Annotated in this window: 18 protein-coding genes; 10 read left to right on the forward strand and 8 right to left on the reverse strand. The window is 74.3% G+C overall.

Translation table 11 applies throughout. The features are described from left to right. Positions 1-22: 22 nt before the first annotated feature. Complete coding sequence (locus tag OG776_RS06085) at positions 23-877, reverse strand: LysR family transcriptional regulator (protein ID WP_148014375.1); 855 nt, start codon at positions 875-877, stop codon at positions 23-25. 68 nt (positions 878-945) lie between these two features. Between OG776_RS06085 and OG776_RS06090 the strand changes: the two genes are divergently transcribed. Together OG776_RS06090 and OG776_RS06095 are read left to right on the forward strand one after the other, a co-directional pair. Then, on the forward strand, positions 946-1,860 hold the full coding sequence (locus tag OG776_RS06090) for an EamA family transporter (RefSeq protein ID WP_148014376.1): 915 nt from the start codon (positions 946-948) through the stop codon (positions 1,858-1,860). A gap of 390 nt (positions 1,861-2,250) precedes the next feature. Continuing rightward, entirely contained in the window at positions 2,251-2,718 is a 468-nt protein-coding gene (locus OG776_RS06095) for a hypothetical protein (protein ID WP_148014377.1), read from the forward strand. Between the two features lie 99 nt (positions 2,719-2,817). Here the strand turns inward: OG776_RS06095 and OG776_RS06100 are convergent, their stop codons facing one another. Together OG776_RS06100 and OG776_RS06105 are read right to left on the reverse strand one after the other, a co-directional pair. Further along, positions 2,818-3,258 (reverse strand): hypothetical protein, encoded by a 441-nt coding sequence (locus OG776_RS06100; RefSeq protein ID WP_329319389.1) that lies wholly within the window; start codon positions 3,256-3,258, stop codon positions 2,818-2,820. 175 nt (positions 3,259-3,433) lie between these two features. Continuing rightward, positions 3,434-4,882 carry an MFS transporter gene (locus OG776_RS06105; RefSeq protein WP_329319392.1) on the reverse strand — a complete coding sequence of 483 codons (1,449 nt, stop codon included), beginning with the start codon at positions 4,880-4,882 and terminating at the stop codon, positions 3,434-3,436. A 317-nt stretch (positions 4,883-5,199) separates the two neighbouring features. Here OG776_RS06105 and OG776_RS06110 point away from each other — a divergent pair, with 317 nt between their 5' ends. The 4 genes from OG776_RS06110 (at position 5,200) to OG776_RS06125 (ending at position 7,466) form a co-directional block, all read left to right on the forward strand. After that, entirely contained in the window at positions 5,200-5,823 is a 624-nt protein-coding gene (locus tag OG776_RS06110) for a TetR/AcrR family transcriptional regulator (RefSeq protein ID WP_329319394.1), read from the forward strand. Between the two features lie 110 nt (positions 5,824-5,933). Further along, positions 5,934-6,398: a cyclic nucleotide-binding domain-containing protein gene (locus OG776_RS06115; RefSeq protein WP_148014380.1), complete on the forward strand. Its 465-nt coding sequence runs from the start codon at positions 5,934-5,936 to the stop codon at positions 6,396-6,398. Positions 6,399-6,621: 223 nt separating this feature from the next. After that, positions 6,622-7,002 (forward strand): MauE/DoxX family redox-associated membrane protein, encoded by a 381-nt coding sequence (locus OG776_RS06120; protein WP_148014381.1) that lies wholly within the window; start codon positions 6,622-6,624, stop codon positions 7,000-7,002. Beyond that, positions 6,999-7,466 carry a peroxiredoxin gene (locus tag OG776_RS06125; RefSeq protein WP_148014382.1) on the forward strand — a complete coding sequence of 156 codons (468 nt, stop codon included), beginning with the start codon at positions 6,999-7,001 and terminating at the stop codon, positions 7,464-7,466. The genes OG776_RS06120 and OG776_RS06125 overlap by 4 nt, the downstream gene beginning before the upstream one ends. A gap of 54 nt (positions 7,467-7,520) precedes the next feature. Here the strand turns inward: OG776_RS06125 and OG776_RS06130 are convergent, their stop codons facing one another. Beyond that, positions 7,521-7,904: a hypothetical protein gene (locus OG776_RS06130; protein ID WP_148014383.1), complete on the reverse strand. Its 384-nt coding sequence runs from the start codon at positions 7,902-7,904 to the stop codon at positions 7,521-7,523. Positions 7,905-7,918: 14 nt separating this feature from the next. After that, a complete protein-coding gene (locus tag OG776_RS06135) occupies positions 7,919-8,263 on the reverse strand; it encodes an SH3 domain-containing protein (protein WP_148014384.1) in 345 nt (114 codons plus the stop codon). Positions 8,264-8,680: 417 nt separating this feature from the next. Here OG776_RS06135 and OG776_RS06140 point away from each other — a divergent pair, with 417 nt between their 5' ends. Continuing rightward, positions 8,681-14,173 carry a hypothetical protein gene (locus tag OG776_RS06140; RefSeq protein WP_329319398.1) on the forward strand — a complete coding sequence of 1,831 codons (5,493 nt, stop codon included), beginning with the start codon at positions 8,681-8,683 and terminating at the stop codon, positions 14,171-14,173. A gap of 86 nt (positions 14,174-14,259) precedes the next feature. Here OG776_RS06140 and OG776_RS06145 read toward each other — a convergent pair whose 3' ends face one another. After that, complete coding sequence (locus tag OG776_RS06145; RefSeq protein WP_329319400.1) at positions 14,260-17,088, reverse strand: AAA family ATPase; 2,829 nt, start codon at positions 17,086-17,088, stop codon at positions 14,260-14,262. 191 nt (positions 17,089-17,279) lie between these two features. On the opposite strand from OG776_RS06145, the gene OG776_RS06150 reads away from it, so the two are divergent. From OG776_RS06150 to OG776_RS06160, 3 genes are all read left to right on the forward strand, one after another. Further along, on the forward strand, positions 17,280-17,942 hold the full coding sequence (locus tag OG776_RS06150) for a helix-turn-helix transcriptional regulator (RefSeq protein ID WP_148014387.1): 663 nt from the start codon (positions 17,280-17,282) through the stop codon (positions 17,940-17,942). A gap of 110 nt (positions 17,943-18,052) precedes the next feature. Continuing rightward, a complete protein-coding gene (locus OG776_RS06155) occupies positions 18,053-18,832 on the forward strand; it encodes a DUF4255 domain-containing protein (RefSeq protein ID WP_222723878.1) in 780 nt (259 codons plus the stop codon). Continuing rightward, on the forward strand, positions 18,829-20,871 hold the full coding sequence (locus OG776_RS06160) for an ATP-binding protein (RefSeq protein WP_148014388.1): 2,043 nt from the start codon (positions 18,829-18,831) through the stop codon (positions 20,869-20,871). Before OG776_RS06155 ends, OG776_RS06160 begins: the two co-directional genes overlap by 4 nt. Positions 20,872-21,007: 136 nt before the next feature. On the opposite strand, the gene OG776_RS06165 is transcribed toward OG776_RS06160, so the two are convergent. Then, on the reverse strand, positions 21,008-22,411 hold the full coding sequence (locus tag OG776_RS06165; protein WP_329319404.1) for a hydrolase: 1,404 nt from the start codon (positions 22,409-22,411) through the stop codon (positions 21,008-21,010). Positions 22,412-22,550: 139 nt separating this feature from the next. Next, positions 22,551-24,194 carry an eCIS core domain-containing protein gene (locus OG776_RS06170; RefSeq protein ID WP_443077213.1) on the reverse strand — a complete coding sequence of 548 codons (1,644 nt, stop codon included), beginning with the start codon at positions 24,192-24,194 and terminating at the stop codon, positions 22,551-22,553. Positions 24,195-24,386 lie beyond the last annotated feature (192 nt).

Genomic DNA, 24,386 nt, shown 5'->3' on the forward strand with positions numbered 1-24,386 from the left:
CTCCGGGACGTCCCGAGCGGGCTCAGCCGGCGCGATACAGCTCCGAGACCAGTTCGACGGCCGTCCGGGCCGAGGGGTGCGGGTCGTCGCGCCACCAGGCGAGGCGTACGGCGAGGGGTTCGGCGTCGCGCACCGGACGGTAGACGACGCCGGGGCGCGGATACTGGTGCGCGGTCGACTCGGCGGTCATGCCCACGCACCGGCCCGTGGAGATCGCGGTCAGCCATTCGTCGACGTCGTGGGTCTCCTTGGTGGCGGGGCGGGCGTCCGGAGGGAACAGATCCGTCGTGGTCGTGCCCGTCCTGCGGTCGACGAGCAGGACCCGGCCGGCGAGGTCGGCGAGCCGCACCGAACGGCGCCGGGCGAGCGGATCGTCCGCGGCCAGGGCGCACAGCCTCCGTTCCAGTCCCACGATGACCGTGTCGAGACGGCGGTCGTCCGGCACCCTGCGCAGCACGGCCATGTCACAGGCCCCCTCAGCGAGCCCGGCGGTCGGGGAGTTGACCCGTACGAGCCGCAGTTCCGTCCCGGGGTGCGCACGCGCCCACTCGCGCTGGAAGGCGAGCGTGTGACGGCCCAGCGCCGACCACGCGTACCCGATCCGCAGCGAGGCACGTCCCGTGGTGGCCTCCTGGACAAGATCGGCCACCTCGCCCAGGACCCGCCGGGCGTGCGCCAGCACGCGCAGTCCGGTCGCCGTCGGCGTGACCTCGCGCGAGGTGCGCCTCAGCAGCCTTACGCCCAGGGCCCGTTCGAGCGAAGCCAGGGTGCGGGAGACCGCCGCCTGGGAGACACCGAGCGCGATGGCGGCATCGGTGAAGGTGCCCTCGTCGACGATCGCGACGAGACAGCGCAGCTGCCGCAGTTCGACATCCATGAGTCCAGCGTATGCAGGTGCGGGCGGATGCATTGTGCGCATGGGAGGCCCGGTCCGACGATCGGGGCATGCGCGTACCCTCCGCACACCCGGAAGCCGTCGCCCGGCGCACTCACCCCGGGCCCGTGTCCCCCGTCGTCCGGCCGTACGGCGGCACGCGGCTGTCCGGCGTCGCCACCATGGTCGGCAGCGCCCTGTCCAACCAGACGGGTGCCGCCATCGGCTCGCTGGCGTTCCCCGTGCTCGGTTCTGTCGGTGTGGTCGCCGTACGGCAGTACGTCGCGGCGGTCGTCCTCCTCGCCGTCGGCCGGCCCGGGCTGCGGACCTTCACCCGGCGGCAGTGGTGGCCGGTCCTGCTGCTGGCGCTGGTGTTCGGGACGATGAACCTGTCCTTGTACACCGCCGTCGACCGCATCGGGCTGGGCCTCGCGGTGACCCTCGAGTTCCTGGGCCCGCTGGGGATCGCGCTGGCCGCCTCGCGCCGCCGGGTGGACGCGTGCTGTGCGGCGGTCGCGGTGGCGGGCGTCGTCACGCTGATGCGCCCGCGGCCTTCCGCCGATTTCCCGGGGATGGGTCTGGCGCTGCTCGCCGCCGGGTGCTGGGCGGCGTACATCCTGCTGAACCGTACGGTCGGGCGCCGCGTCCCCGGAGCCGGTGGGCCCGCTGCCGCCGCGGCGGCGTCGGCCCTGGTGTTCCTGCCCGTCGGGCTCACCGTGGCACTGCGGCATCCGCCGACGCCCGCCGCGGTCGGTTACGCGGTCGCCGCAGGGGTGCTGTCCTCGGCGGTGCCCTGCCTCGCCGACCTGTTCACCCTGCGCCGGGTGGCGGCTCCGGCCTTCGGTCTCTTCATGAGTGTCAATCCCGTGCTCGCCGGACTGGTCGGGTGGCTCGTGCTCGGCCAGGGGCTGGGCCCGGCGGAATGGGCGGGCATCGGCGCCGTCGTCGCCGCCAACGCGCTCAGCATCGCCGTGGCGCGGGACTGAGGACGCGTCGACTTCGCTCGGACGGAACCGGGGACGCGTCATCTCCGTGTCGCGGGACCGTGGACGCGCCGGGGCGGGGCACCGAACAGACGTCGCCGAGCCGAACAGACTTCGCCGGACCGCGGGGCTCGCCGGCCCCGAACCCGGCTTCCCGGCACGGCTGTTGCGCGGGGCGTCGCGGACCCCGTTCGCGCAGGTCGCAGGGCCGGGGCCGGGGCGCCTGAACGACGTCCAGGCCGACCCACGGTGAACGCCGGCGCGCGCCACCCCTTCCGAAGAATAGAAATATCTACCAGCATGAGCACGCCGGGTCGCCGCCCGGGTGCGGGCCCGCAGCCGGGCGGCACTTCGCACACGCTCGAACAGCCTGTGAAGACACGGGAGTTGGTCATGCCGGATGCAGCATGGAGGCAAGCCGTCGAGTGGCTCGCGGCCGCGGCCTCGGACCCCAGGGCCTGCAAGCGGGCGTGGGACCAGGAGCCGGGGACGGCACTGATGGAGGCCGGCCGTTTCTGGGACGTCCTGAGCGTTCCCGAGCAACTCGGGCTGCTCGCCCTGGACATCCTGTGGCACGACCCCCTGGACTCCCCGGGCCCGACCCTGGTGGACACCGCCGCCCGTCGCGTCGGCTTCTTCCTGGCACCGGACCCCGAGAGCCGCTGGGTCGGATCCGGCATCCGGTACGTCGGCAGGGGGTCGTGGGTCGCCGTCCCACCGCCCTACCGCTCCGCGCGGGCCCTGGAGTGGCTCATCCCGCCCGACGGGACCGGCGACCTCCACTCCGCCACCAGACTGGAACTGGCCCTGCAGCAGGCCAACGGGACTCTCGCCGTCCTGGCTCCCTCGGAGGAGTGCTGAGGCATCGGGGACACCGGAGGGAACACCCCCTGGGGCACGGCGCCGAACAGCGCGGGCGACCACCCGGACGATCTCGACGGGGCCGTCCCGGGCAGGGGGTCAGTCGCCCGGCAGGCCACGCGGTACGGGCACGGCGGGCACGTGCTCGGCCTTGCCCTCGACGGCGGCCTCCGCCTCACCCCCGGCATCACCCGCGCCGCTGCCCGGCGCCGGATCCGTCTCGCGCGACTCCGTCTCACGCGAAGTCCGCTCCGTCCGGATGGCCGACGGCCGGGGCTGCGGTCCCGCCGGCCGGCGGTCCGCCCGGGAGACGGCCGGCCACGGCTCGCTCCCCAGCGGGTCGGGGGCGGCGAAGGTGGCCCACAGCACCTCGAAGACCTCGCGGTTCCCCGGGACCGTACGGCCCTTCGCCCGCCATTCCGCGACCAGTTGGGCGTAGATCGGCGGCTGCGCCTGGTGGGCGGCCGCCGGCTCCGCGTGAGGCCGGCCCGCGCTGCCCTCCTCCGGACGGCGCCGCCGGGCCGTGTGTGTGCTGTCCATGACGGAGCAACGGCGACGCGTACGCCGGTGGTACGCGCCGGTGCGGCCACTCACCGGGTCGGGTGAGGGCGCCGCCCGTTCGGAGTCATGGCCCGGTATCACCGTAGGACAAGCATTCCGCCGCCCCGCGCGGTCACCGCTCGTCGTCCCACGGCGTTCCACGGGTCCCCGCGTCTCAGTTCCGCGCGCCGGAGGCGACGGCCTCGGTCTCCGGGCTCGGCAGGTCGGAGGCGGCACGGGCGGCGGGGATACGGCCCGTCCGGCGGGCCGGTACGAGGAGTGCGGCCAGCGCCGCGCCGAGGCAGAGCAACGCGAGCAGGCTGAACCCGTGGGTGTAGCCGGACCCGTAGGGCAGGCCCGAGGGCTGCAGTCGGCCGGTCACCAGGACGCTGGTGACGGCCGCGCCGATCGAGCCCCCGATCGTGCGGATGTTGGCGTTCATGCCGGTCGCGGCGCCGGTCTGCTCGGCCGGGACGCTGCCGACGATCAGGTTGGCCATCGAGGCGAAGGCCAGTCCGATGCCGAGGCCGAAGACACCCGCGGCGAAGGCCACCTGCCACTGGCGGTCGTGCCAGAGCGCGAGGGAGCCGCAGGCCACGGCGCCGAGCGCGGCACCGGTCGTGAGCAGCCTCTTGGCCCCCAGCACCGGCTCCAGCCGGCCGCTGAGCACTCCCGAGCAGAACATCGCGATCAGCATGGGCAGCATGAGCAGCCCGGCCCCGGTGACACTGGCCCCGAAGCCGTATCCCGCGGAGCGGGGGGTCTGCACGAAGCCGGGGAGGAAGGACCAGATCGCGTACATGCCCGCGCCGAACAGGAGGGCGGCGGCGTTGGTGGTCCACACCGCGGGCAGACGCATGACGTTCAGGTCGATCAGCGGGCTGGTGGAGCGGGCCTCGGCGTACAGCCACAGCGCGAAGAGCGCCACGGCGGCGACGAACAGGCCGATCACCCGGCCCGATCCCCAGCCCCACCGGGTCGCCTGGCTGAGCGGGAGCAGCAGCGCGACCAGCCAGCCCGAGAGCAGTACGGCACCGAGCCAGCTGACCCGCCCCTCGGCGCGCTTCGGGGACTCGGGGACACAGCGCAGCGCGATCACGGTGGTCACCGCGACGACGCCCACCGGCAGCCAGAACAGCCACTTGTAGTCGAGGGCCGACACGATGGGCCCGGCCGCCACCAGGCCGACACCGCCGCCCGCCGCGATCACGGCGGACAGGTTGCTGATGCTCGGGCCGACCTCGGCCGCGGCGAACTCGTCGCGGATGATCCCGAAGGACAGGGGGAACAGCGCGCCGCCTATGCCCTGGACGACCCGGGCGACGATCAGTACGCCGATGGAGGGCGCGAGCGCGGCGAGGAGGCACCCGAGCGTCACGGTCACGAGGACGGCGACGAGCGTGCGCTTCTTGCCGACGAGGTCGCCGACCCGGCCGAGGATCGGGGTGAAGACCGACGCGGAGAGCAGGTACGCCGTCATCACCCAGGTCACGGTGGACTGCGAGGTGTGCATCGCGTGCTGCACGGTCGGCAGGGCCGGCGCGATCAGCGACTGGAGCATGGAGAACACCCCCGCGCCGGTCGCAAGGACCGCGAAGGTGAGGCGGGTGGACTTCCTGGGCATGGAAAGGCCTCTCGGAACGGGATGCGGCCGGATCGGCCGGCCGCGGTCGTACGACGGGGAGGGCCGACGGGCGGCCGTGGACAAGGCGCGTCCGCACGGAGCGGTCGCCAGGGGGAAGAGGACGGAACAGGGCATCCGGGACGGGCGGCACGGGACAGGGCCCGCCGCTCGTCGGCAGGGAGGGCGCGGACAGGTCGTCGGTGCGCGCGGCCGCACGCATCGACGGGAAGCTAGCCCCGACTGCTAAAGTGGAGGTATACCTCCACTGTACCGGAGGCCAACCTCCGGTTCAACCACTTCGCTGCCGGGAGGCACTCGTGACGGCCCAGCCGCTCTCCATCAGCGGAATCGTGGCGTCCCAGCGCCCGCACCGGAAGGACGCCGCGCGCAACTACGACGCCCTGCTGGCGGCCGCGCGCGAGGCGTTCGCGGAGAACGGCGCGGAGGCCTCACTGGAGGACATCGCCCGCCGTGCGGGGGTCGGCATCGGCACGCTCTACCGGAACTTCCCCACCCGCCGCCATCTCTTCGAGAGCGTCTACGCGGACGAGGTGGACGCCCTGTGCCGGGTGGCCCAGGACGTCGCCGGCGAGGAGCCCTGGGCGGCGCTGACCTCGTGGCTGCGCCGGTTCGTGGACTACACCGTGACGAAGCGGGCCATCCGCGAGGCGCTCAACAACGAGTCGGAGATCTTCCTCGCCTGCCGGGACTCGATGTACCAGGCGGGCGGCCCGCTGTTCGAGCGGGCCCAGAAAGCCGGCGAGGCACGCACGGACATGGACTTCGACGATCTCCTGCGCATGGTCGCCGGGATCACCTCGACCAATTTCCTCGACGACGCCCAGCGCGACCGCGTCCTCACCGTCGCGCTCGACGGCGTCCGGGCGGCGCACCGACCGATCGGCGCCCCGGCCGATTCGGCTTCGGGGCGGGGCCGTTGACGGCACGGTTCCGGACGTCCCGAAGCCGGGGCCGACAGGCCCTTGGTGGGGAACGGGACAGAGGCACATGCTGGAGGCGACAGGTCCGTCCGCCCGTCCTGGAGGCCGGCATGAACGCTTCCCCCACGTCCAGCATGCTGCGGGCCCTGCCCGCCGAGCACCGGCAGCGGCTGATGCGCATCGCCCGCGAGGTGTCCTTCCCCCAGGGCGCCCGCCTCTTCGAGGAGGGCGGAACCGCCGACCGGTTCTGGATCGTCCGCACCGGCACGGTCGACCTGGACATGCGTGTGCCCGGCCGCCGGGCCGCCGTCATCGAGTCCCTCCGCCACAACGAACTCGTCGGCTGGTCCTGGCTGTTCGCGCCGCACGCGTACCACCTGGGCGCCGAGGCGACGACGCCGGTCCGCGCCCACGAGTTCGACGCCACCGCCGTGCGGGCGATGTGCCACGACGACCCCGCCCTGGGTCTCGCGGTCGCCGAATGGGTGGGCGGCATCCTCGCCCACCGTCTGCGCTGCGCCCGCACCCGCCTGCTCGACCTCTACGCCCCCCACGGCAGCGGCAGCCTCCTCTGAGCGCCACCGCCGCGGGTCCCGCGACGCCCCTCGACCGCACACCTCGACCGCGCACTCCAACCCCGCACCTCGACCGGGGGTCGCACCGGCCCACGTCGAGCGATGCGAGCGATTCCCCGGAGCGCCGGCCGTGCCCTCCTCCTCGACGACGGATACGGAACCACCCGTCACGCTTCCGCCTACCGTCCAGTAATATCTCGCGGAGACTCCAGGAGGAGGAACCGTGCCACGGTCGGAACGCTCAGCCCTGTTGCTCGCCGGTCTGCTGGCGACCGCGGGGGTCGGTCACTTCGCGGCGCCCGAGCGGTTCGACGCGACGGTTCCCCGCGTGCTGCCGGGAGCTCCCCGCGCCTGGACCTACGTCAGCGGGGCCGCCGAACTGGCGCTGGCCGCGGGGGTGGCGCTGCCCCGTACCCGGCGCGCCGCCGCGCTGGCCACGGCGGCATTCTTCGTCGGGGTGTTCCCCGCCAATGTGCAGATGGCCGTGGACTGGCGTCACCGTCCCGCGCCGCTCAAGGCCGCGGCGCTCGCCCGGCTTCCGTTGCAGGTACCGCTGGTGCTGTGGGCACGCGGCGTCGCCAGGAGTGGGAAGGGCCGGTCATGAGCCGTGCGGTGGAAGTGGGCGACAAAGTGGAGGACTTCGTCCTCCCGGACGAGACGGGCACGGAGCGGAGTCTGTCCGAACTGCTCGACGACGGACCGGTGGTGGTGTTCTTCTACCCCGCCGCCCTCACCGCCGGCTGCACCGCCGAGGCATGCCACTTCCGCGACCTGGCCGCCGAGTTCGCCGCCGCCGGGGCCCGGCCGGTGGGCATCAGCGGTGACCCCGTCGACCGGCAGCAGGAGTTCGCCGGGCGCAACAGCCTGGGCTTCCCCCTGCTGTCCGACGTCGACGGGGCGGTCCGCGAACGGTTCGGCGTCAAGCGCGGCTTCTCGCTGGCCCCCACGAAACGCGTCACCTTCGTCATCGGCCGGGACCGCACGGTCGTGGAGGTCGTCCGCAGCGAACTGCGCATGAGCGCCCACGCCGACCGGGCCCTCGCCGCACTCCGCGCCGACAAGGGCTGAGCCGCGCGGGCACCCCGCTTCAGGGGCCGTTCGTCCCGGCCCGTGCGCGTGAGGTCAGCACCCGGCCGAGGCGGGCAGCCCCGCGCGGTCGTCCCCCAGAAGGAACACCACGTCGACGAAGCCTGCGGCGGTGTCCCTGTCGCCCAGCACATGGACCCACACGGCGCTCGTCCGCCCGTCGGCGGTCACGGCCTCGCCCATGAGCCAGCAGTCCGCGGCGTACGCGTGTCCGGCGCGCAGCAGGCCCCGGCGCGGGGACGAGCCGGAGGGACCCGCGTGGACGTACGTGTCCGTGCGGGCCGTGACGGTGTAAGCGGCGGTGGGAACGGCGGTGCCGGTCCCGGCCGGTGCCGCCGACGCGGCGGGAGCGGTCAGCAGTCCGAGCGCGAGGGCTGCTGCGGCGAGGGCGGCGCGGGCCATGGGCCGGCTGTTCGGCATGAGGATCTCCCGGCTCAGCACTGGGCGGAGGCGGGCAGGCCGGCGTACTGGTCGCCCTTGAAGTAGACCGCGCTGCTGTAGCCGTCGGCGAACCCGATCCAGATGTCGTTCGTGTAGCCGTGGTCCGTCACGGTCTGGCCGTGCGTCCAGCAGTACGCCTGGTAGGAGTGGCCCGCGGTCAAGGTGGCCAGATAGGCGCTGTCCTTGGTCGGCAGTTGGCGGACGTTGACGTTCTCGTACGGCACGACGGTGTACGACTGCTCGGCGGGCGCGGCCGGCGCGGCGGCGGCCAGGCCCGCGGGGACGAGGAGCGCGATCGTCGCCACGCAGGTGGCGACGGCGGCCGTGATACGGCGCATGAGTGGTTCCCCCTGTGAGTGATGGTCCGTTGTCGGACACCGCCACAGTGGGCGCCGCGGCCACCGGGCGGCAACGGCTTTCCACCCTCGTCGAAGTGACCGCGTGGGCAGCGGAGTTGACGTTCGGATGTACTGCCGTCGACGTCCCGGTGGTCGCTGGACGTCCATCCGTCCGAGTCCGTGATCTTGTTCCCTGGCCGGCCGTCGCAGTGGATACGCTCCCGAGCGGATGGATCCGATGGGGCCGGGTGTGCCGCCCCGCGACGGGGACGGCTCACTGTGCGTAGGCAGCGGCAGACGTCGGGCGGCGACGGCGGGGCGGGTGACCGCGGCCGGGGGCCCGCAGGTACGGACACGGCAGGCGGGACCAACAGGATCCAGGCGGTGCGGCCGGCGTCCGCGGCGACGGCCCCCGGCATGACTCCTCAGGTGCTGCCGGCCCTGCAGCGGTCCGCCGGGAACGCGGCGACGGCCCGCGCGCTGCGCGGGCGCTCCCCGGCGGTCGAGGGCCCGGCCGGGACCGGGCTCGCTCCGCGCCCCGGGCCCGCCGTGCCGGCCACCGTCGAGGAACTCCCGGAGAGCGGGGCCGCCGTCAAGCTGCCCACGGTGCTTCCGGCCCTCCAGGAGGAGGACGAGAGCGGGCTGGAGACGCGGACCGTTCCCCCGCGCGCCACCGCCGCTCGCGCGGGCCGCGGCGGCCGGCGGCGGCCCGGCACCCCGGCGGCCGCCACCGCCCCGGCCGCACCCCATGTGCCCCTCGGACTGCCGCCCTACCTCCGGGAGTTACGGGCCGCCGGCCTCTCCACGGCGTACCGGCTGACCGGGCACGAGTTCGTCTCCACCACTCTCGCCACGGTCGTCGGCCGCTCCGACGGGGCGGTGGCCGAGATCCGCGAGGAACTGGCCGGTCGCCCCGAGAGCTTCTACGGCCAGGGGCGCTCCTTCACCGTCGAAGGGCCCGAGGGGAAGGGCTGGTACGACGTCACCGTCACCGTGTCCCGGGACAGTGCCGACCTGCCCGAGACCTTCGTCCCACCCGAGGCGGCGGGGGCACGGGCCGCGGCGGCCGACCAGGACCGGGCCGTGGCCGCCCTCCCGGCCGCGGCGGAGACCTCCGCGGGCAAGGGCAAGGGCAGGGCCCGCGCCGACGACGGGCGCGACGGCGACGGCACCTCCGCGCCCCGGGCCGGGACCGACCCCCGGCAGGCGGCACAGGCGGCGCGCGAGGCCGAGGGGGCCGCCGTCAAGGTGGACGCCCAGCACGACACCTCGGGTGCGGTGAGCCACAGTTCGGGACGCTCGGCCGCGCAGGGGGCCAACTTCATGGCGTTCGGGCTGGCGCCGGTGGTCCCCGGTGTGTGGGCCGGCGGAGCCGTTTCGGCGAACGCGCAGCCGTTCCTGTCCAGCAGGGACACCCGGGTGCAGAAGGCCGTGTCCGAACCGCGTGTGCTGCGCAGCGACAAGGGCTCGGTCGAGATCCCGAGACGGGTGCGTTACGGCGTCCGGATCAGGCGGCAGGGCGAGCCCGCGCAGACCTTCGGCAGCGGCGGGGCGCTGACGATGCGGGTGCCCACCGAACACCTGGTGCCCGTCACCGCCGAGGCGCCCGCGCCGGACCGGCTGCGGCCCCTGGACGCCGTGTCGGCGAACCGGGTGCGGCTCGCGGACTCCCTGGCCCCGGTCGCGCTGGACGACGCGGCGGCGCCGGAACCGGGCGGCGGCGGGCTGTTCGACACCGTCCGCTCCGTGCTGCACCCTTCGCTGACCTCTCCGGGCGCGCCGGGGCGGGCCCGGTTGCACGACGCCACGTCCACCACGACCGTGCTGGAGGACCTGCCCCGGCTGCTGGCCGGCTGGGTGATGGGCGAGGACCTGGTGGCCAAGGACGGCAGCGCCACCGGCAGTTACCGGATGCGGGCCGATCTCACCGGCCTCGCACCGGCCTGGTCGATCGGCGGGACGCAACTGCGTACACACCAGCAGACACAGCACACGGTGTCCCACTCGGCGGGCAAGGGGCGCGGCGGCGCCTTCGGCGCGGGTCCGGCGGCCGGGTTCGGCGTCCTCGGCGGCGCGGCGGCGGTGCGCGGGACGGTCATGCCCACGGCGGCCGCACGCAAGGCGCGGTTCACCGTGGCCGAACAGACGGTGACGAGCCGTCAGGGGGCCGAGGTCCGGGGTGAGAAGGTGCTCTACTTCGGCCGGGTGCGGTTCCGTGCCGAGGGCACCGGGCCGCTCTCCCCCGCGATGAGGGTGCGCGCGGGAACGCGCGGCGCGCAGCACTCGATGGACGTCTGGGTCGGCTTGCGGGCCGACGAGGCCCAGGCGCTCGGGCTCCCGTTGCCGGACGGTGTCACCGCGAGCCCGATGGTCGCGGCGCCCGCCGGGGCCGACACCGGGGTGGACTCCGGCTCCGCCGCCACGGACACCGCACCGGCCGGCCGGCACACCGGGGTGAGGAAGCGCGGTGGGAACACCGCGGCCCCCGGCGGCCCGGCCGGGGCGGAGACGGAAGCGGAGCCGGGCGGCTCGCACGCGGTCCGGGGCACCCGACGTCATCTGCCCTTCGGGGCCATGGGATCGAGCGTCACGATCAGCCGACTCGACACCGCGCCCCTGCTGTCCGGCATAGAACGCCTCTTCACCACCGATCCGCGGCTCGCGGGGTATCTGCCCTCCTTCGGCCCGGGGCCCGCGGCGGAGGTGAGCCGCGAGGAGGCCGAGGCGCAGCGCCGCAACTACCGCGAGCTCGTCACCGTGCTCTCGGAGACCAACCTGCGGGTGAACAAGGACCAGTTGCTCTCCTCCGGGATCCGTGTGCGGATGCGGCGCAAGAGCCGGTGGCACGCGCACGACGTGCAGGTCCGGGTCGTCGGCGCGCTCCGCGAGACGGGACATCTGGGCGACACCGCGGACTGGCTGGTGCGCAGCCACTCCGGGGTCAGCAGCACCTCCCAGAGCGGCCGTTCCAGTTCACGCTCGGTCGGGGGCCTCGCGCTCGGCCAGTTCCGGCTCGTTCCGGGAGTGCTGTCCGCCTCGGTGCGCGGCGAGCGGACCCGGCAGAGCTCCCGGCGCAACCAGGCGGGCCCGGCGACGCGTACCGACGTGCTGACCAACGGCGGTGAAAGCACCAGTTCCTTCGGCGGAGCGCTGCGCCTCGACGTCGATGTCACCCTGACCACCCGCGAGCGGACCGCCCGGCGCGCCCTCACCCCAGGTGCCCCGGGCCGGGACGTCCCCGGGGCCGAACTCCTCGCGTCCAGCGCGGACACGGAAGCGCTGGCGTCGGCGGAACAGGACGTCCGCCTGCTCACGCCGACCGCGTTCACCCTGGACACGGAGACGAAGGACCGGCTGACGGCCCGTACCAGGACCCGCACGGCCGGACCGGGGACGCCCCAGCGGCAGTTCACCGCGTCCGGCATCGGCGACCTGTCCACGATGACGCCCCGGTCGATCGCGGGCCGGTCGGTCAGGGACTGGGCGCTGGTGGAAACCCTGGGCGACGGGGGTCCGGTCCGGGAGCTCGCCTTCCAGTTGCTGGCGCGGGCCGCGGCCCGCGGCCGGGAGACGCGTGCGGACCGGGCGCTGGAGACGGAGGGGCTCGCACCGCGGCTGGCGGTCGAGGAGCGCTTCAGCCCGCAGGCGATCACCTCGGCACTGCGCCAGGCCGTCTCCTCCGGCTGGGTGGTCAAGGGCCTGCGCCACCCGCGGAGGCTCACGGCCCTCGACGGCGCGGTGGGCACCCGGTTCGCCCTCGTCAACCCGGAGATCGTGGCGCGGGGCACCGGACCGGGGACCGAGACGTTCGTCCTCGGCGGCCACCAGGCCGGCGGACAGGAGGGCCGCGGCACCACGACCACGGTGCAGGGAGGGCTCCTCGGCGCGGAGAACGGCGCCGAGTGGCGGATCGGCGAGGGGGTGTCGGCGGGCCGGAGCGTGAGCAGGGGCGGCGCCGTGGCGACGACGCTGAGCGGCAGCGTCGAGCGCAACGCCCACACCCCGCGCAGCCGCCCCCTCCACCTGGTCCACTGCGACCTGGTGGTCCGTATGGTCGCCGAGGTCAAGGTCACCGGAGGCGGCCCGTACGTGGCGAAGGGCGAGCGGACCCTGCCCGCCGCGGCGGCGGTATGGCTCACCGAGGAGCAGGTACGGGCCGCGGGTCTGCGGCTGCCGGGGGCGGCCGCGCGGAAACCCCCGCCCGCGGTGGACGCGCCCGGCTCCGCGGCCGTCGCGGGGACCTCGGCCGTCGACGGGCGCTCCGCACCGGGTGACCGGACCGGTCCGGAGCCGGCCGGCTCGTCCCGGACCGACCGCCGGGCGGACGGATCGACGACGCCCGCGGCGACCGCGCCCACCCTGGCCCGGGAACTGCCCCTCGGCTTCGGCATGATCGAGGAACTGCCCGATTTCGTCCCGCTGCTCGAACGGCTGCGGACCGACGTCGGGCGCCGCGACCGGGGTCTCGCGGACGCCCTGCTCCCCCGGCTGCAACTGGCCGATCCGAACGACAACATGCAGCGGCTGCTCCGCGTCCTGGACCGGGACGGATCCGCCGGACTGCTCTCCGGGGCCATGGACGGCGGTGTCCCCGTGGAGCTGTTCCACGGTCGCGGCACGCCGTACTGGGCGGTGTTCCGCGTACGGCGCACCCGGCCCGGCACGGGCGAGGGCGACGCGGCCGACGGCCGCGACATGGAGTACATCACCTCGGCCGCCGTGCAGAAGGCGCACAGCGCCGACGCCGGCGACGTACGCACCCTCGAAGGAGTCGTGGCCGGAGCGGGGAAACCGGAGGGCGGCGGGGGCCCGCTCCGGAGCGTCGGCGCCTCCGGCGGGCTCGGTGTCGGTGTCTCGGACGTGACCAGGTCCGCCGCCGTCGGACGCGGTCGGCTGGGCGTGAAGACCGTGGCCGAGGCCTCCGCACGTTCGGTCAGGATGCGTGTCCCGATCGAGGCGACCCTCGAACTGCACTCGTCCAAGGGGCGGGTGGGCCTCGCCAGGCTCGGCGGCCAGTCGCTGGTCCACCGTGTCCTGGCGCACGACCTCGAAGCGCTGTCCCGGTTGCGGCCGGTGCCGCGCGCCCGGACGGGACAGGCGTTCCTGCGGCCGGACGACGCCGCGGCGGACCGGCTGGGGGCCTGGCACGCGCGCGGGGTGAGCCTGCCGATGGAGGCACAGGTCAACGGGTTCCGCGGGGCGCCCGAGATCCGGCGGGTGATCGAGGACACGGTACGGGCGGCGCACGGGGGTGAGCGTTTCCGGCGGACGGGAGACGCGGCGGCGTACACCCAGCGCGAGGCGGTCTCCACCGAGTGGCTGATCTCCGCCCTGCCGCTGCTGACGGCGGCCGGCGCCGACCTGCCGCCCGTCCACGCCTCCGGCGCCCGTGGTCAGGACCTGCGCACCTCGCTGCACGCCAGGCTGCACGACGGACGGGTGCTGGGGGTGGGCGACAAGATGACCTTCGAGACGGTGGCGCAGAGCACGCTGGACGCTCCCCGTCCCACCGGCACGGACCATCAGCAGGCGACGGAGCACGGCACGGCGGTACGGGGGCTGGGGGGCGCGGGGGTGCTGAACGCGGACGAGTTCCGGATGAACCAGTTCCTCGGCCACGCCGACCGCGCGGGCGGTGCCATCGAAGCGGCCGCCCACGGCTCCGGGTCCATGCCTCTGCACAAGCCGAAGGCCGAGTCGACGCTCGTCCAGTTCACCCTGGACGTACGGGTGGTGGCCCGGGTGAGCGACCGGGGGCGGTCCGGCGCCCCGTCCGTCGCCGTGCGGGATCTCACCCTGCCGGTCCCCGTGGTGGTGCGGATGCCCGCGCCGCAGGTGCGCCACCTGCTCCGGGACCCCGCCCTGCGGGGCCGGCTCCACGACCCGGACGGACGGCTCACCTCCTCCTGACCCGTGGGGCCGCGCCGTCACACGCAACGGCCCCACCGAGGGGGACGCGAACAGCCCGGCCCGGTGCGGGCCGCGGGGCCGCCGTCTCAGGCGCCCGGCACCTCGGCCGGTTGCCCGGGGTCCGCGGCCCGTCCTTTGATCACGGCGGTGAGCTCCGCCCTGCGACGGATGCCGAGCTTGCGGTAGGCACTGGTCAGATGGGTCTCGACGGTGCGCCGGGCGAGGTGCAGCAGTGCGGCGATCTCGGCGTTCGTCCGGCCGCCGGCCGCCAGCGCGGCGATCCGGCGTTCGCTGCCGGTCAGGGCCTCCCATCCGGTGAGCGCCGTCGCCGCGCCGCGGGAACGGCCCTCCGGCAGGGCCTCCTCGGCCCGCGCCCGCAGCCGCGCGGCGCCCAGCCGTTCGGCCCGTCCGGCCGCCTCGCGCAGGGCGTCCCGGGCCCGCGCCCGGTCCCCCGCCGCGACGTACTGGCGCCCCTGCGCGATCAGGGCGGGGATCAGCTCGGTCTCGACGGCCGCGTCCCGCAGCATGCGCACGCACCGGTCGGCGAGTTCGAGGCCGCGTCGGCCCCCGGTGGCGGTCGCCAGTCCGGACAGGGCCCGGCCCACCAGCCGCGGGGTGTCCCACACCTGGGCGAGCCGCAACTCCTCCCGGGCCAGCGCGAGTGCGTCCTGCGGCCTGCCGAGCGCGGTGTGGCAGACGGCGGCCGCCGTGCGCCAGGGCGTGACCACGGGGCTCAGCACGTCCCGCGCCGTCTGCCGCCGCCCGCATTCCAGGAAGTCGTCGAGGGCACCCGCCCGATCGCCCGTCGCCGACCGCAGGACTCCTCGCGCGTACAGGAACCGGTTGAGTTCCCAGGAGTCGTGGGCGTCCCGGAGATCGAAGCCGTCGGCGAGCCGGGACGCCTCCTCGGCGCGGCCGGCCTCGACGAGCGCCATCAGGGCGTGGGCATGCGCGTTGGACGGACCCCGGCGGGCCCGCTCGCCGCTCCGCCGGACCTCGGGACCATCGAGCAGCTCCGCGTACCTTCCGCGGGCCGCGGCGATGTCCGCCCGTACGCTGAGCAGCGCGTCGTGCATCGGGTGGAGCAGCGAGAGCCGCTGCCGGGCCAGCCCCCGGCGCACCAGCGCCTCGGCCTCCTCCAGTTCGTCGGCCCACTGCGCGACGGCTGCCGCCGTGCCCAGCAGGAAGGGCTCCGCGAGCGCGTCGACCGGTTCGCCGAGCAGGGCGCGGATCCGTTCCATGGCCGTGGCGGCGGAGATCAGCCCGGCCGTCGCGTCATGGCGGACGAGGAGCGCCCGGCCGGCCGTGCCGACCAGGTCGGGGGAGCGTTCGGCGGCGCCGTACAGCCAGCGGTAGGCCTCCTCACGGATTCCGTGGTCGTGGTCCGAGAGGAGCGCGGAAGCGGTCTGCAGCAGCCGGATCAGGTCGGGGTGGTCCGCCAGTTGCTCGTCGAGGCCGCGCAGCACGTCCATCGCCGCGTGTGCCTTGCCGCGCCGGGCCAGTACCGTGCCGAGGGCCACCGCCGCGCGTACCCGGTCCTGGGGCATGCCCGGCAGCCGGGTCGCCTCGGTCAGCCGCGGGATCCCGGCGGACGAGCGGGCGACGGCGAACTCCAGGGAGCCCAGTTCGGTGAGTGCCGTGGTGCGGCGGGACGCCGTGAGGGGTTCGTCGAGCACCCGGCGCAAGAAGGCCACGGCGTCGTCGGGCCGGGCGTCGCGCACCGCCAGGTCGGCGGCGTCCAGGAGGGTGGTCGCGGCCCAGGGAGCTCCGACGACCGGTGCCCGCAGGAGCTGGCCGGCGACCGTCTCGGCGCGATCGCCCCGGCGGAGCATCACCTCGGCCGCCGTACGGTGGGCGGTTCCCCGCCGAGCGCTCGGCCAGCCGCTCAGCACCGCGTCGCGTAAGAGGGGGTGGGCGTACCCCGGTCGTCCCCGGGCTCCGGGACGCAGCAGGCCGAGGTGGGTCATGGCGGTGAGCCAGCCGGGCACCCGGGCGGGGTCCGCGCCCGCCATCCGGGCGAGCAGTTCGGCCGTCTCCCGGGGGTGTTCGTCCTCCAGCGCGTCGTCATCGAGCGTCGCGAGGGCGCGGGCCACTCCCGCCGTGGCCGGTCCGGCGCTGTCCAGCCACCAGGTCACGGCGGCCGGGAACGCGCCCGGGTAGAGCGCCGCGCAGGACTCGGGCAGGGTGGTGGGCCGGGCACCGTCGGGATCGCGCGCGCGGAGGTCGTCGAGCAGGGCCCGCAGCAGCAACGGGCTGCCGGCGGCGGCCCGTACGCAGTCGTCCACCCAGCACGGCGGGGCGTCGGCGAACTCCGCGCGCACCAGTTGCACGGCGGCGCCGGCGCCGAGCGGGGCGAGGGTGTGGGTGCGGACGAGGGTGGGCGAGAGCGCGTGCGCCAGACCTGCCGGGGGCGGGTCGAGGTCGTACTGACTCCGCTCGGTGGCCACGAGCAGGACGGGGAGCCGGTCGATCCGGCGGGCGGCCTCGACGAACCAGCGGCGTGAGGATTCGTCGGCGCAGTGCACGTCGTCGACGGCCACCAGCACCGGTGACTCCACGGCGTAAGCGCGCAGTTGGTCCCACAGGTGTTCCGCGCGGGTCCAACGGTGCGGGGTGTCGGCGGGATCCGGGCAGGGTTCGACCCCGCTCTCGAACGCGCCGCCGGAGGCCAGCAGTTGACGGACCGGAGCGAAGGGGGCGGTGTCCCCGTCGGGCGAGCAGCGGGCGCGCAGTACGCGGGTGCCACGGGCCGCCGCCTGTCCGGCGACCGCTGCCAGGAGGGCGGTACGTCCCGTTCCGGTGGCGCCTCTGAGCAGCACCAGTCGGCCGGACCCGGCACGTGCCCGGTCCGCCTCGGCCGCCACCAGCTCCAGTGCCTCCCGGCGTTCCCGCAGCGTTTCGAGTCCGTCACCCATCGCTGCCTCCTGTCGTGGACTTCTTCATGATCGATCTCGTGGTACGTCTCGTGGTCGTCCACGATTGCGCGAGGCACACCAGGCCCAGAAGTCTGGGACAAGCCCTTCGGCCACAGGCAGCACACGGGGCGACGAGTACGTGGATTTGGGAGAAACGGTTGCGCAGTTCATTACGGACCACTGACGCAGACGTGTCACACCGACAGGCCGAATCCCGGTCCGTGGACTCGGGAAACCGCATCCCCGTGGTGGTCCAGGCACCCGATCCGATCTCCCAGGCCGGTGTCCGCAGCCAGTTGGACAGGCACCCGGTCATCGACCTCCTCGACGGCACGGAGGCGGGCCCCGGCGCGGTGGCCGTCCTGGTCAACGAGAGCCCGGACGAGACGACGCTCGCCCGGCTGCGCCGGCTGGTGCGCAGCGAAGGCGCACGCGCCGTCCTGGTCGTGGGCACGATCCGCGAGGCCGAGCTCCTGGACGTCATCGAGTGCGGGGTCGGCGCCATCGTCTGGCGGCACGAGGCCAGCGCACACCGCCTGGTGCAGGCCGTGCTCGCCGCCTCGCGGGGCGACGGCGACCTGCCCGCGGACCTGTTGGGACGCCTCATCACTCAGGTGGGCTCGCTCCAGCGGACCGCGGCCGGACGGCCCGGAGCACCGCTGGCCGGCCTGGTACCGCGTGAGATCGACGTCCTGAGGCTCATCGCCGAGGGGTTGGACACCGGAGAGATAGCGAGCAAACTCTCCTACTCCGAACGGACCGTCAAGAACGTCATGCACGGACTGACCACCCGGCTCCATCTGCGCAATCGCGCACACGCCGTGGCCTACGCCCTCCGGGAAGGCTACATCTGAGCCCGACGGCCCCTCGCACGCGGCCCGTCGCACGGGACAGGGCGGTGCGCGGCGAGAACCCGGCACCACACGGCACAGCACGACACAGCACGGCGCGGGGGAGCACGACGGTGATTCACGAGGTCGACGAGGTCCTCAAGCGACTGCTCGGCAGCGGTGCGCTCGCCGGGTCCGGTATCGACGTCTCCTTCGACGCGCCGACCCGCGAGTGGGCGGCCCGGCGCAACGGACCCGCCGTCAACACGTATCTGTACGACATCCGCGAGGACGTCAGACGCCGTGAACGCGGTGCCATGGCCGTGCGCGACGAGCGCGGTGTCGTGCTGCGCCGCCGCCAGCCGCCCCGCTGGTTCCGGCTGTCCTATCTCGTGACGGCCTGGACCAAACAACCGCAGGACGAACACCGGTTGCTGTCCGCCGTACTGGCCACCCTGCTCCCCCACGAGGTCCTGCCCCCCGAGCAACTCCCGGGCGCGCTCGGCGCGCTGGGCCTGTCCGTGCCGCTGACCGTGGCGGGGCTGCACACCGAGTCCAGGTCCCTGGCCGAGATCTGGTCCGCGCTCGGGGGCGAACTGAAGCCCTCGCTGGACCTGGTGGTGACCGCGCCGTTCCCCGCGTACCCGGAGTACGACGCGGGCCCGCCGGTCACCGAGGGCGCCGCGGTCCGCGTGCGCGGCATGGACGGCACGCTGGAGGGATCGCCCGAACGGCACCACCAGACACGGCACTTGGCGCGGACCCCGGCAGTTGCCGGCCCGGCCTCGTCCGCCGCTTCCTCGTCCGGCACCCCCTCGTCCGGCACGGCGTCCCGCCCCGTCCCGTCCGGCAGCGGGCCCGCCGAGGATCACGGCGCCACCGGTCGCCCCGACGGAGAGAAGCGCCCCGAGTGAGTCCGTACGACCCGGGGGCCGTCGCCGCCTCCTCCACGCCCGGTGAAGCGTACGGGGACCCGGCGGACCCCCTCCTCTCCCGGCTGTCCCTGCTGCGCGAGCGGGTGGCCCTGCTGGTGGAACGGCGCAGTGCCACCGACCCCACCGCGACCGATCCGCTGCGCGGCCTGTACCTGTCCGAGGAAGCGGTCCGGCACCTGCTGGAACCGGCCGGGCAGGACCCGGTGTCCGAGGACTGGAACCCCGAACGGGGCGACCGCCTGGACCTGCTCGCCGGACGTCTCGGACTGACCGAACTCGACGTCCGCATCCTGCTCATCGCCCTCGCTCCGGACCTGGAGCGCACCTTCGAGCCGCTGTACGGCTACCTCAACGACGACGTGGGCCGCCGCCGGGCCACCACGGGACTCGCGCTCGACCTGTGCGGACTTCCCGCCCATCAGGCCGCCTCCCGGGCGCGCTTCCACCCTTCGGCACCGCTGTCCGCACTGGGCCTCGTGGTGGTCGAGGAGCCCGAACGCCCTTTCCTCAGCCGGTCGTTGCGTGTTCCGGACCGGCTGGTGGCGCATCTGCTCGGGGACGAGACACTCGACGCGGCGCTGAGTGGCCGGGTCCGCGGAGTGCGCGCGCCGGGGCGGGGCGAGCGGTACGACGAGGACTTCCTGCTCCGGCTCGCCGACCGGCTGGCCCGGGGACGGCTCCCCGTGTACCTGCGCGAGCACCGGGCCGGAGACGGTCTCGCCTGCGCCGCGGCCGCCCTGGGCCGCTCCGGACGGGAGGCGCTCCACCTCACCCCCGGCGGCACCGACGCTCAGGAGCCGATCGCCGAACTCCTGCGCGAGGCGCGGCTGCGGAACTGCGCGATCGTCGTGTCCCCGCTGCCGGAGGACCCCGCGCCGCTGATGCGGGCCCTGGCGGTGGAGGACGTGCCCGTCCTGTTCAGCGACGGCCGACCCTACGACCCGCACTGGTGCGATCACCGTGATCCGCTCGTCCTCGACGCGCCCCGGCTGCGGTCAGCTGCCGTGGAGGCGTGGGCGACGGCACTCGGCGAGGAGACCGCGCCCGGAGCCGGAACCGGCTTCGACCTCGCGCCGGTCGTCGCGCCCTACCGGCTCGGCGGCGACCGCATCGTACGTGCCGCCCGTGCCGCGCGGGACCTCGCCGCGTTCGACGGCGGCCCGCTCACCCCGGCCCATCTGCGCCTCGCCGCCCGGCAGCAGTCGGCCTCGGGCCTCGAACAGCACGCCCGCCGGGTCCGTCCCGACGTCGGCTGGGACGACCTCGTCCTGCCCGACGGACCGCTCGGGCAACTGCGTGAACTGGCCCTGCGCGCCCGGCACCGCGACCGTGTCCTCGGCGAGTGGCGGCTGAGCGCGGGCGGCGGACGGGGCCGGGGTGTCCTCGGCCTGTTCGCCGGCGACTCGGGAACCGGCAAGACCCTGTCCGCCGAGGTCGTCGCCGCCGAACTCGGCCTCGACCTCTACGTGGTGCAGCTCTCCTCCGTCGTCGACAAGTACGTCGGCGAGACCGAGAAAAACCTGGAACGCATCTTCACCGAGGCCGACCGCACCGATGCCGTCCTCCTCTTCGACGAGGCGGACTCGGTGTTCGGCAAGCGGTCCGAGGTCAAGGACGCGCACGACCGGTACGCCAACATGGAGAGTTCCTATCTGCTCCAGCGTCTCGAGTCCTTCGAAGGCATCGCGCTGCTGACCACCAACCTGCGCGCCAACATCGACGAGGCGTTCACCCGCCGGCTCGACCTCGTGGTGGACTTCCCGTTCCCGGACGCGGACCAGCGGCTGGCCCTGTGGTGGCACGCCCTGACCCATGTACCGCGTGCCGACGGCATCGACCCGCGGGCTGTCGCCCGGGACTTCGAGCTCGCGGGGGGTTCGATCCGCAGCGCCGTCGTCACCGCGGCCTACACGGCAGCGGGCCGTGACGCGGAGGTCACCACGGCGGATCTGCTGGAGGGCGCGCGGCGCGAGTACCGCAAGGCGGGGCGGCTGGTGCCGGGCGAGGGGAGCTGGTGACTCCCGCGCCACGGACCGCGGTCCCGCACACCGGGCCCGGCCCCGCTCCCCCGGCCCGCGCCGAGACGTAACGGTGCCCGGCCGGTTCCTCATGGACCAGCCGGGCACCGACGCGTCAGGTGGCGGACGCGTCCCGTCACACGGTGAACTTGACGGCTTCGAGCCAGAGCGACTGGTCCAGGGTGCCGCCGAAGATGTACGAGGGCGGCTTGTTGCACTGCAGGCCGAGCCAGGCCCGGTCGTGGACGTGGGCGTTCTGGCAGATGGTCCCCTCACCCACGTTGATGCCGAAGGCCAGCATGTACGGGTCGTCGGCCTTGGTGGATCCGAGATACAGGTCGACGCCGTCGGCCACGCTCGTCCAGGGGTTCAGCCACTCCTTGACGTGGACGAACTCGTTGCCGTTCACGCCCTTGGTGCCGGACACGGCGAGGTTGAGGGACTTGATCGGCCGGTTCTGTCCCACCGTGCCCGCCAGCGCGCCGTCGCAGACCGGCTTCTGCCAGCCCTCGCCCGTCTCGTAGGCCCGGTAGCAGATGTGCCGGACGCCCGGGTCGTCGGCGGCGAGCCGGGTGACCGCGGTCGCCGCCGTCACCACGGGGGCCTTGGTCTCCTCCTTCTTCTTCTCCTGACCGCCGCCCCCGCCGCCTCCGCCGGCCGGCTTCCCGGTCGGGGTCGGTGCGGCCTCCTGGGTCGGGGCCTGGGCGGGGATCGAGGGCGGCGGGAGCGGCAGGGACGGCGAGGGACTGGGCGGCAGGGTGCTGACGCCGGCTTCCTGGAGTTTCTCCGTGGCGGCGCTGCGGACCTGCGGCTTGTAGGCCAGCCACAGCATCACGAAGGTGATCGCGAGCGCCATGAACACCCCCAGGAACGTCGCCAGCCAGCGCGGCAGGAAACCACGCTGGACATACGTCCCCTCCACCGGCTGGGCCTTGACCCCGGACCGCTGCACACTCAGCGCGTAAGGCCGCTGCTCCTTCGACCCGAACCAGATGATCTGCCGCGGCCTCAACGTCGCCTTGACGAACGCCGCCCGCCCCGGTTCGATCTGCACATTCCCCGGATGGATGTCGTACGACAGATGATCCCCGGTATCGCCCCCACCCACCGACGCCGTCAACCGCGTATTGCCGAGGTTGTCGATCGCCAGCCTCGAACGCCCCCTGAACCGCCCCTTGACCGTCGGCGGCACCAGCTCCGCCCGCACCTCGGTGAAAGGCGTGATCGTCAGGTTGCCCTCAGGGACCGTCGTCGCCTCAGGATGCTCGGTCGGCGTGATCCGCACGGCGTACGGATGAGGACCCGCGCTCGCGTCAGGACTGCGCGGCGGCGCGAACGTCAGCTCCACCGTCCCCGTCGTCCCCGGAAACAGCCGCAGACTCCGCGGCTCCACCGACGTCCACGGAGCCACCTCACCCACCGGCTCGAAACGGTACTCGTCCACCACATCACCGGTATTGCGCAGACGCAGCCGCACCTTGGTACTGCCACCGGGATCCACAGTGCTGGAGGCGGGCTCCAGCGAAGTCCATAGGCTCACCTGTCGACGCTATGACCGCGGGCGCGCTCCCGTCAGCAGGCGTCGGGGCACGGTGGGGTGCCCGAAGGACCGCGGCCCGCTGCCCTTGCCGGACGACCCGAACCGCCCGCGGCACCGGTGGAGTCCAGTCGGCCGCCGGTCAGCGCCGGGGCAGCGTCCCTCCGGTCGCCACGAGGACGAACTGCGCGTAGGAGTCGGCGTTCATCAGGGCCCGGCGGCCCATCGCGTACCAGTTCAGCTGCTTCGCGGGGTGGGCCGACTCGTCCTTGCCGGTGTACTGGTCCGCGTCCCGGGCGACCCGCTTGCCCAGCCGGTCCGCCGAGTAGTCGGCGAGCTCCTGCTGACTCCATCCCAGCGTCTGCGCCGTTCCCGTGTCGGCCCGGTCCTCGTTGAGTTCGTGCTCGTAGGGGCTGTACTGGTAGTCGAGCGTGCCCGCGAACCGGTGCGTGGCCTCGTGGATGATGTACCAGACGTTCTCGCCGAGGGCGCGCAGGTTGATCGGGCCGCCGCGCCCGGCGTCCATGGTCGGCAGTTCCTCGCTCTTCATGTCGTGCGGACTGAGGCGTTCGCCGACGGTGGGGGCGACCCACCCGGCCACGTTGACCTGGTTGGATCCGAGCGCCCCGAGGTCGTACCAGGAGGTCTCGCCGGCCAGCGCTATCTGCGCGCCCGCCGCGTCCAGCCCCCGCTGGACGCGGCGGAGCACCTCGGCGACGTGGGGCAGGAGCGGCTGGATCTCCTGGGGCGTGGCCCGTTGGAAGGCCGGGAAGCCGGAGCGGAGCGCGTCGAGCACCGGTCCGCCGGGGGCGCCGCTCGCGCTCACCATGGTGAGGGCCGTGGCGAGACGCTGCTTGGTCTCCACCAGCGCTCTGCGTACGTTGGCCTCGCGCTCCTTGTAGGCGGTGCCGTCCCGGTGCGCCTGGGGCGTGTCGGGGATGGTGCCGCGCTGCGAGAAGGCGATGTTGCCGCTGCCGAAGTGACGTCCGGTGGCGTCGTCGAACGTGTCCCCGTGATGGGCACCGGGGGCGCCCAACTGGGCCGAGGTGGCGGTGCGGTGGGGATTCGCCTCGTCCTGCCAGACACCCTCCTGCTGCCCGCCCGTGACGCCGTGCGTCCGGGTGCTGGCGTTGTAGGTCCAGACGGTGCGCTGGATCGCCGGTGCCCCCGACGCCTGCCCGGGGCCGGTCGTCCCCGTGCCGTCGGCGACCGCGCGCTGCACCGGGGGCGCCCCGCTCATCACCCGCCGGGCGTTCTCCTCGGCCTGGACCTCGGCCCAGTCCCCGGTGTCGGACACCATCAGTCCGGAACCGTTGTCGGTGCCGGGGACGGGACCCCGGCTCTGCTGGCGGTAGTGGTCCAGCTCGTGGGCGAGGACGTGCTTGTCCTGGCCGTCCCAGACCACGTCGGCACCGGAGGTGAAGGCCTTCGCGCCGATCGCGGCCGCCGCCTGCCGGGCCGCCGCGTCGGTGTGGACGCGTACGCCGCTGAAGTCCTCACCGCCGTAACGGCCTTCCATCTCCGTCCGCAGCGGTGCGTCCAGCGGCCGCCCGGGAGAGCGCAGCACCTCGTGCACCGCGGAGCGCTGCACGGACGGGCCGTGTCCGCAGTCCGCGCCGTGCTCGTGGCGCTGCTCCTCGACGGCGCGGGCCACCGCCGCGTTGCCCGCGGCGCGCTGCAGCACCTGGAGCCGGCCGGCGGGTCCCGGCGCGGCGGCCCGTGCGGCCGGGCCGGCCGCACCCGCCCGGCCACGGGTCTTGTCGGTGTCCTTGTCCTGTGCGTGCACTGGGACTCCCCTCGAACGCGGGTGCAGCAGCCTCCAAGGCCTACCGGACGGAGCGGCCCGGAGGGAACGTACTCGGGGGCAACGGCGGGGGCAGGGCCGAGGGGCGGCGGTACGGGCGGCACGCCGGGCTGCCCCTGCGGGCACCATCTCTGCCCCCGGGCAGGTACCGCAGGACGTTTCGGCGCACGCGCT

The organism is Streptomyces sp. NBC_01689 (assembly GCF_036250675.1).
Taxonomy (GTDB): Bacteria; Actinomycetota; Actinomycetes; order Streptomycetales; family Streptomycetaceae; genus Streptomyces.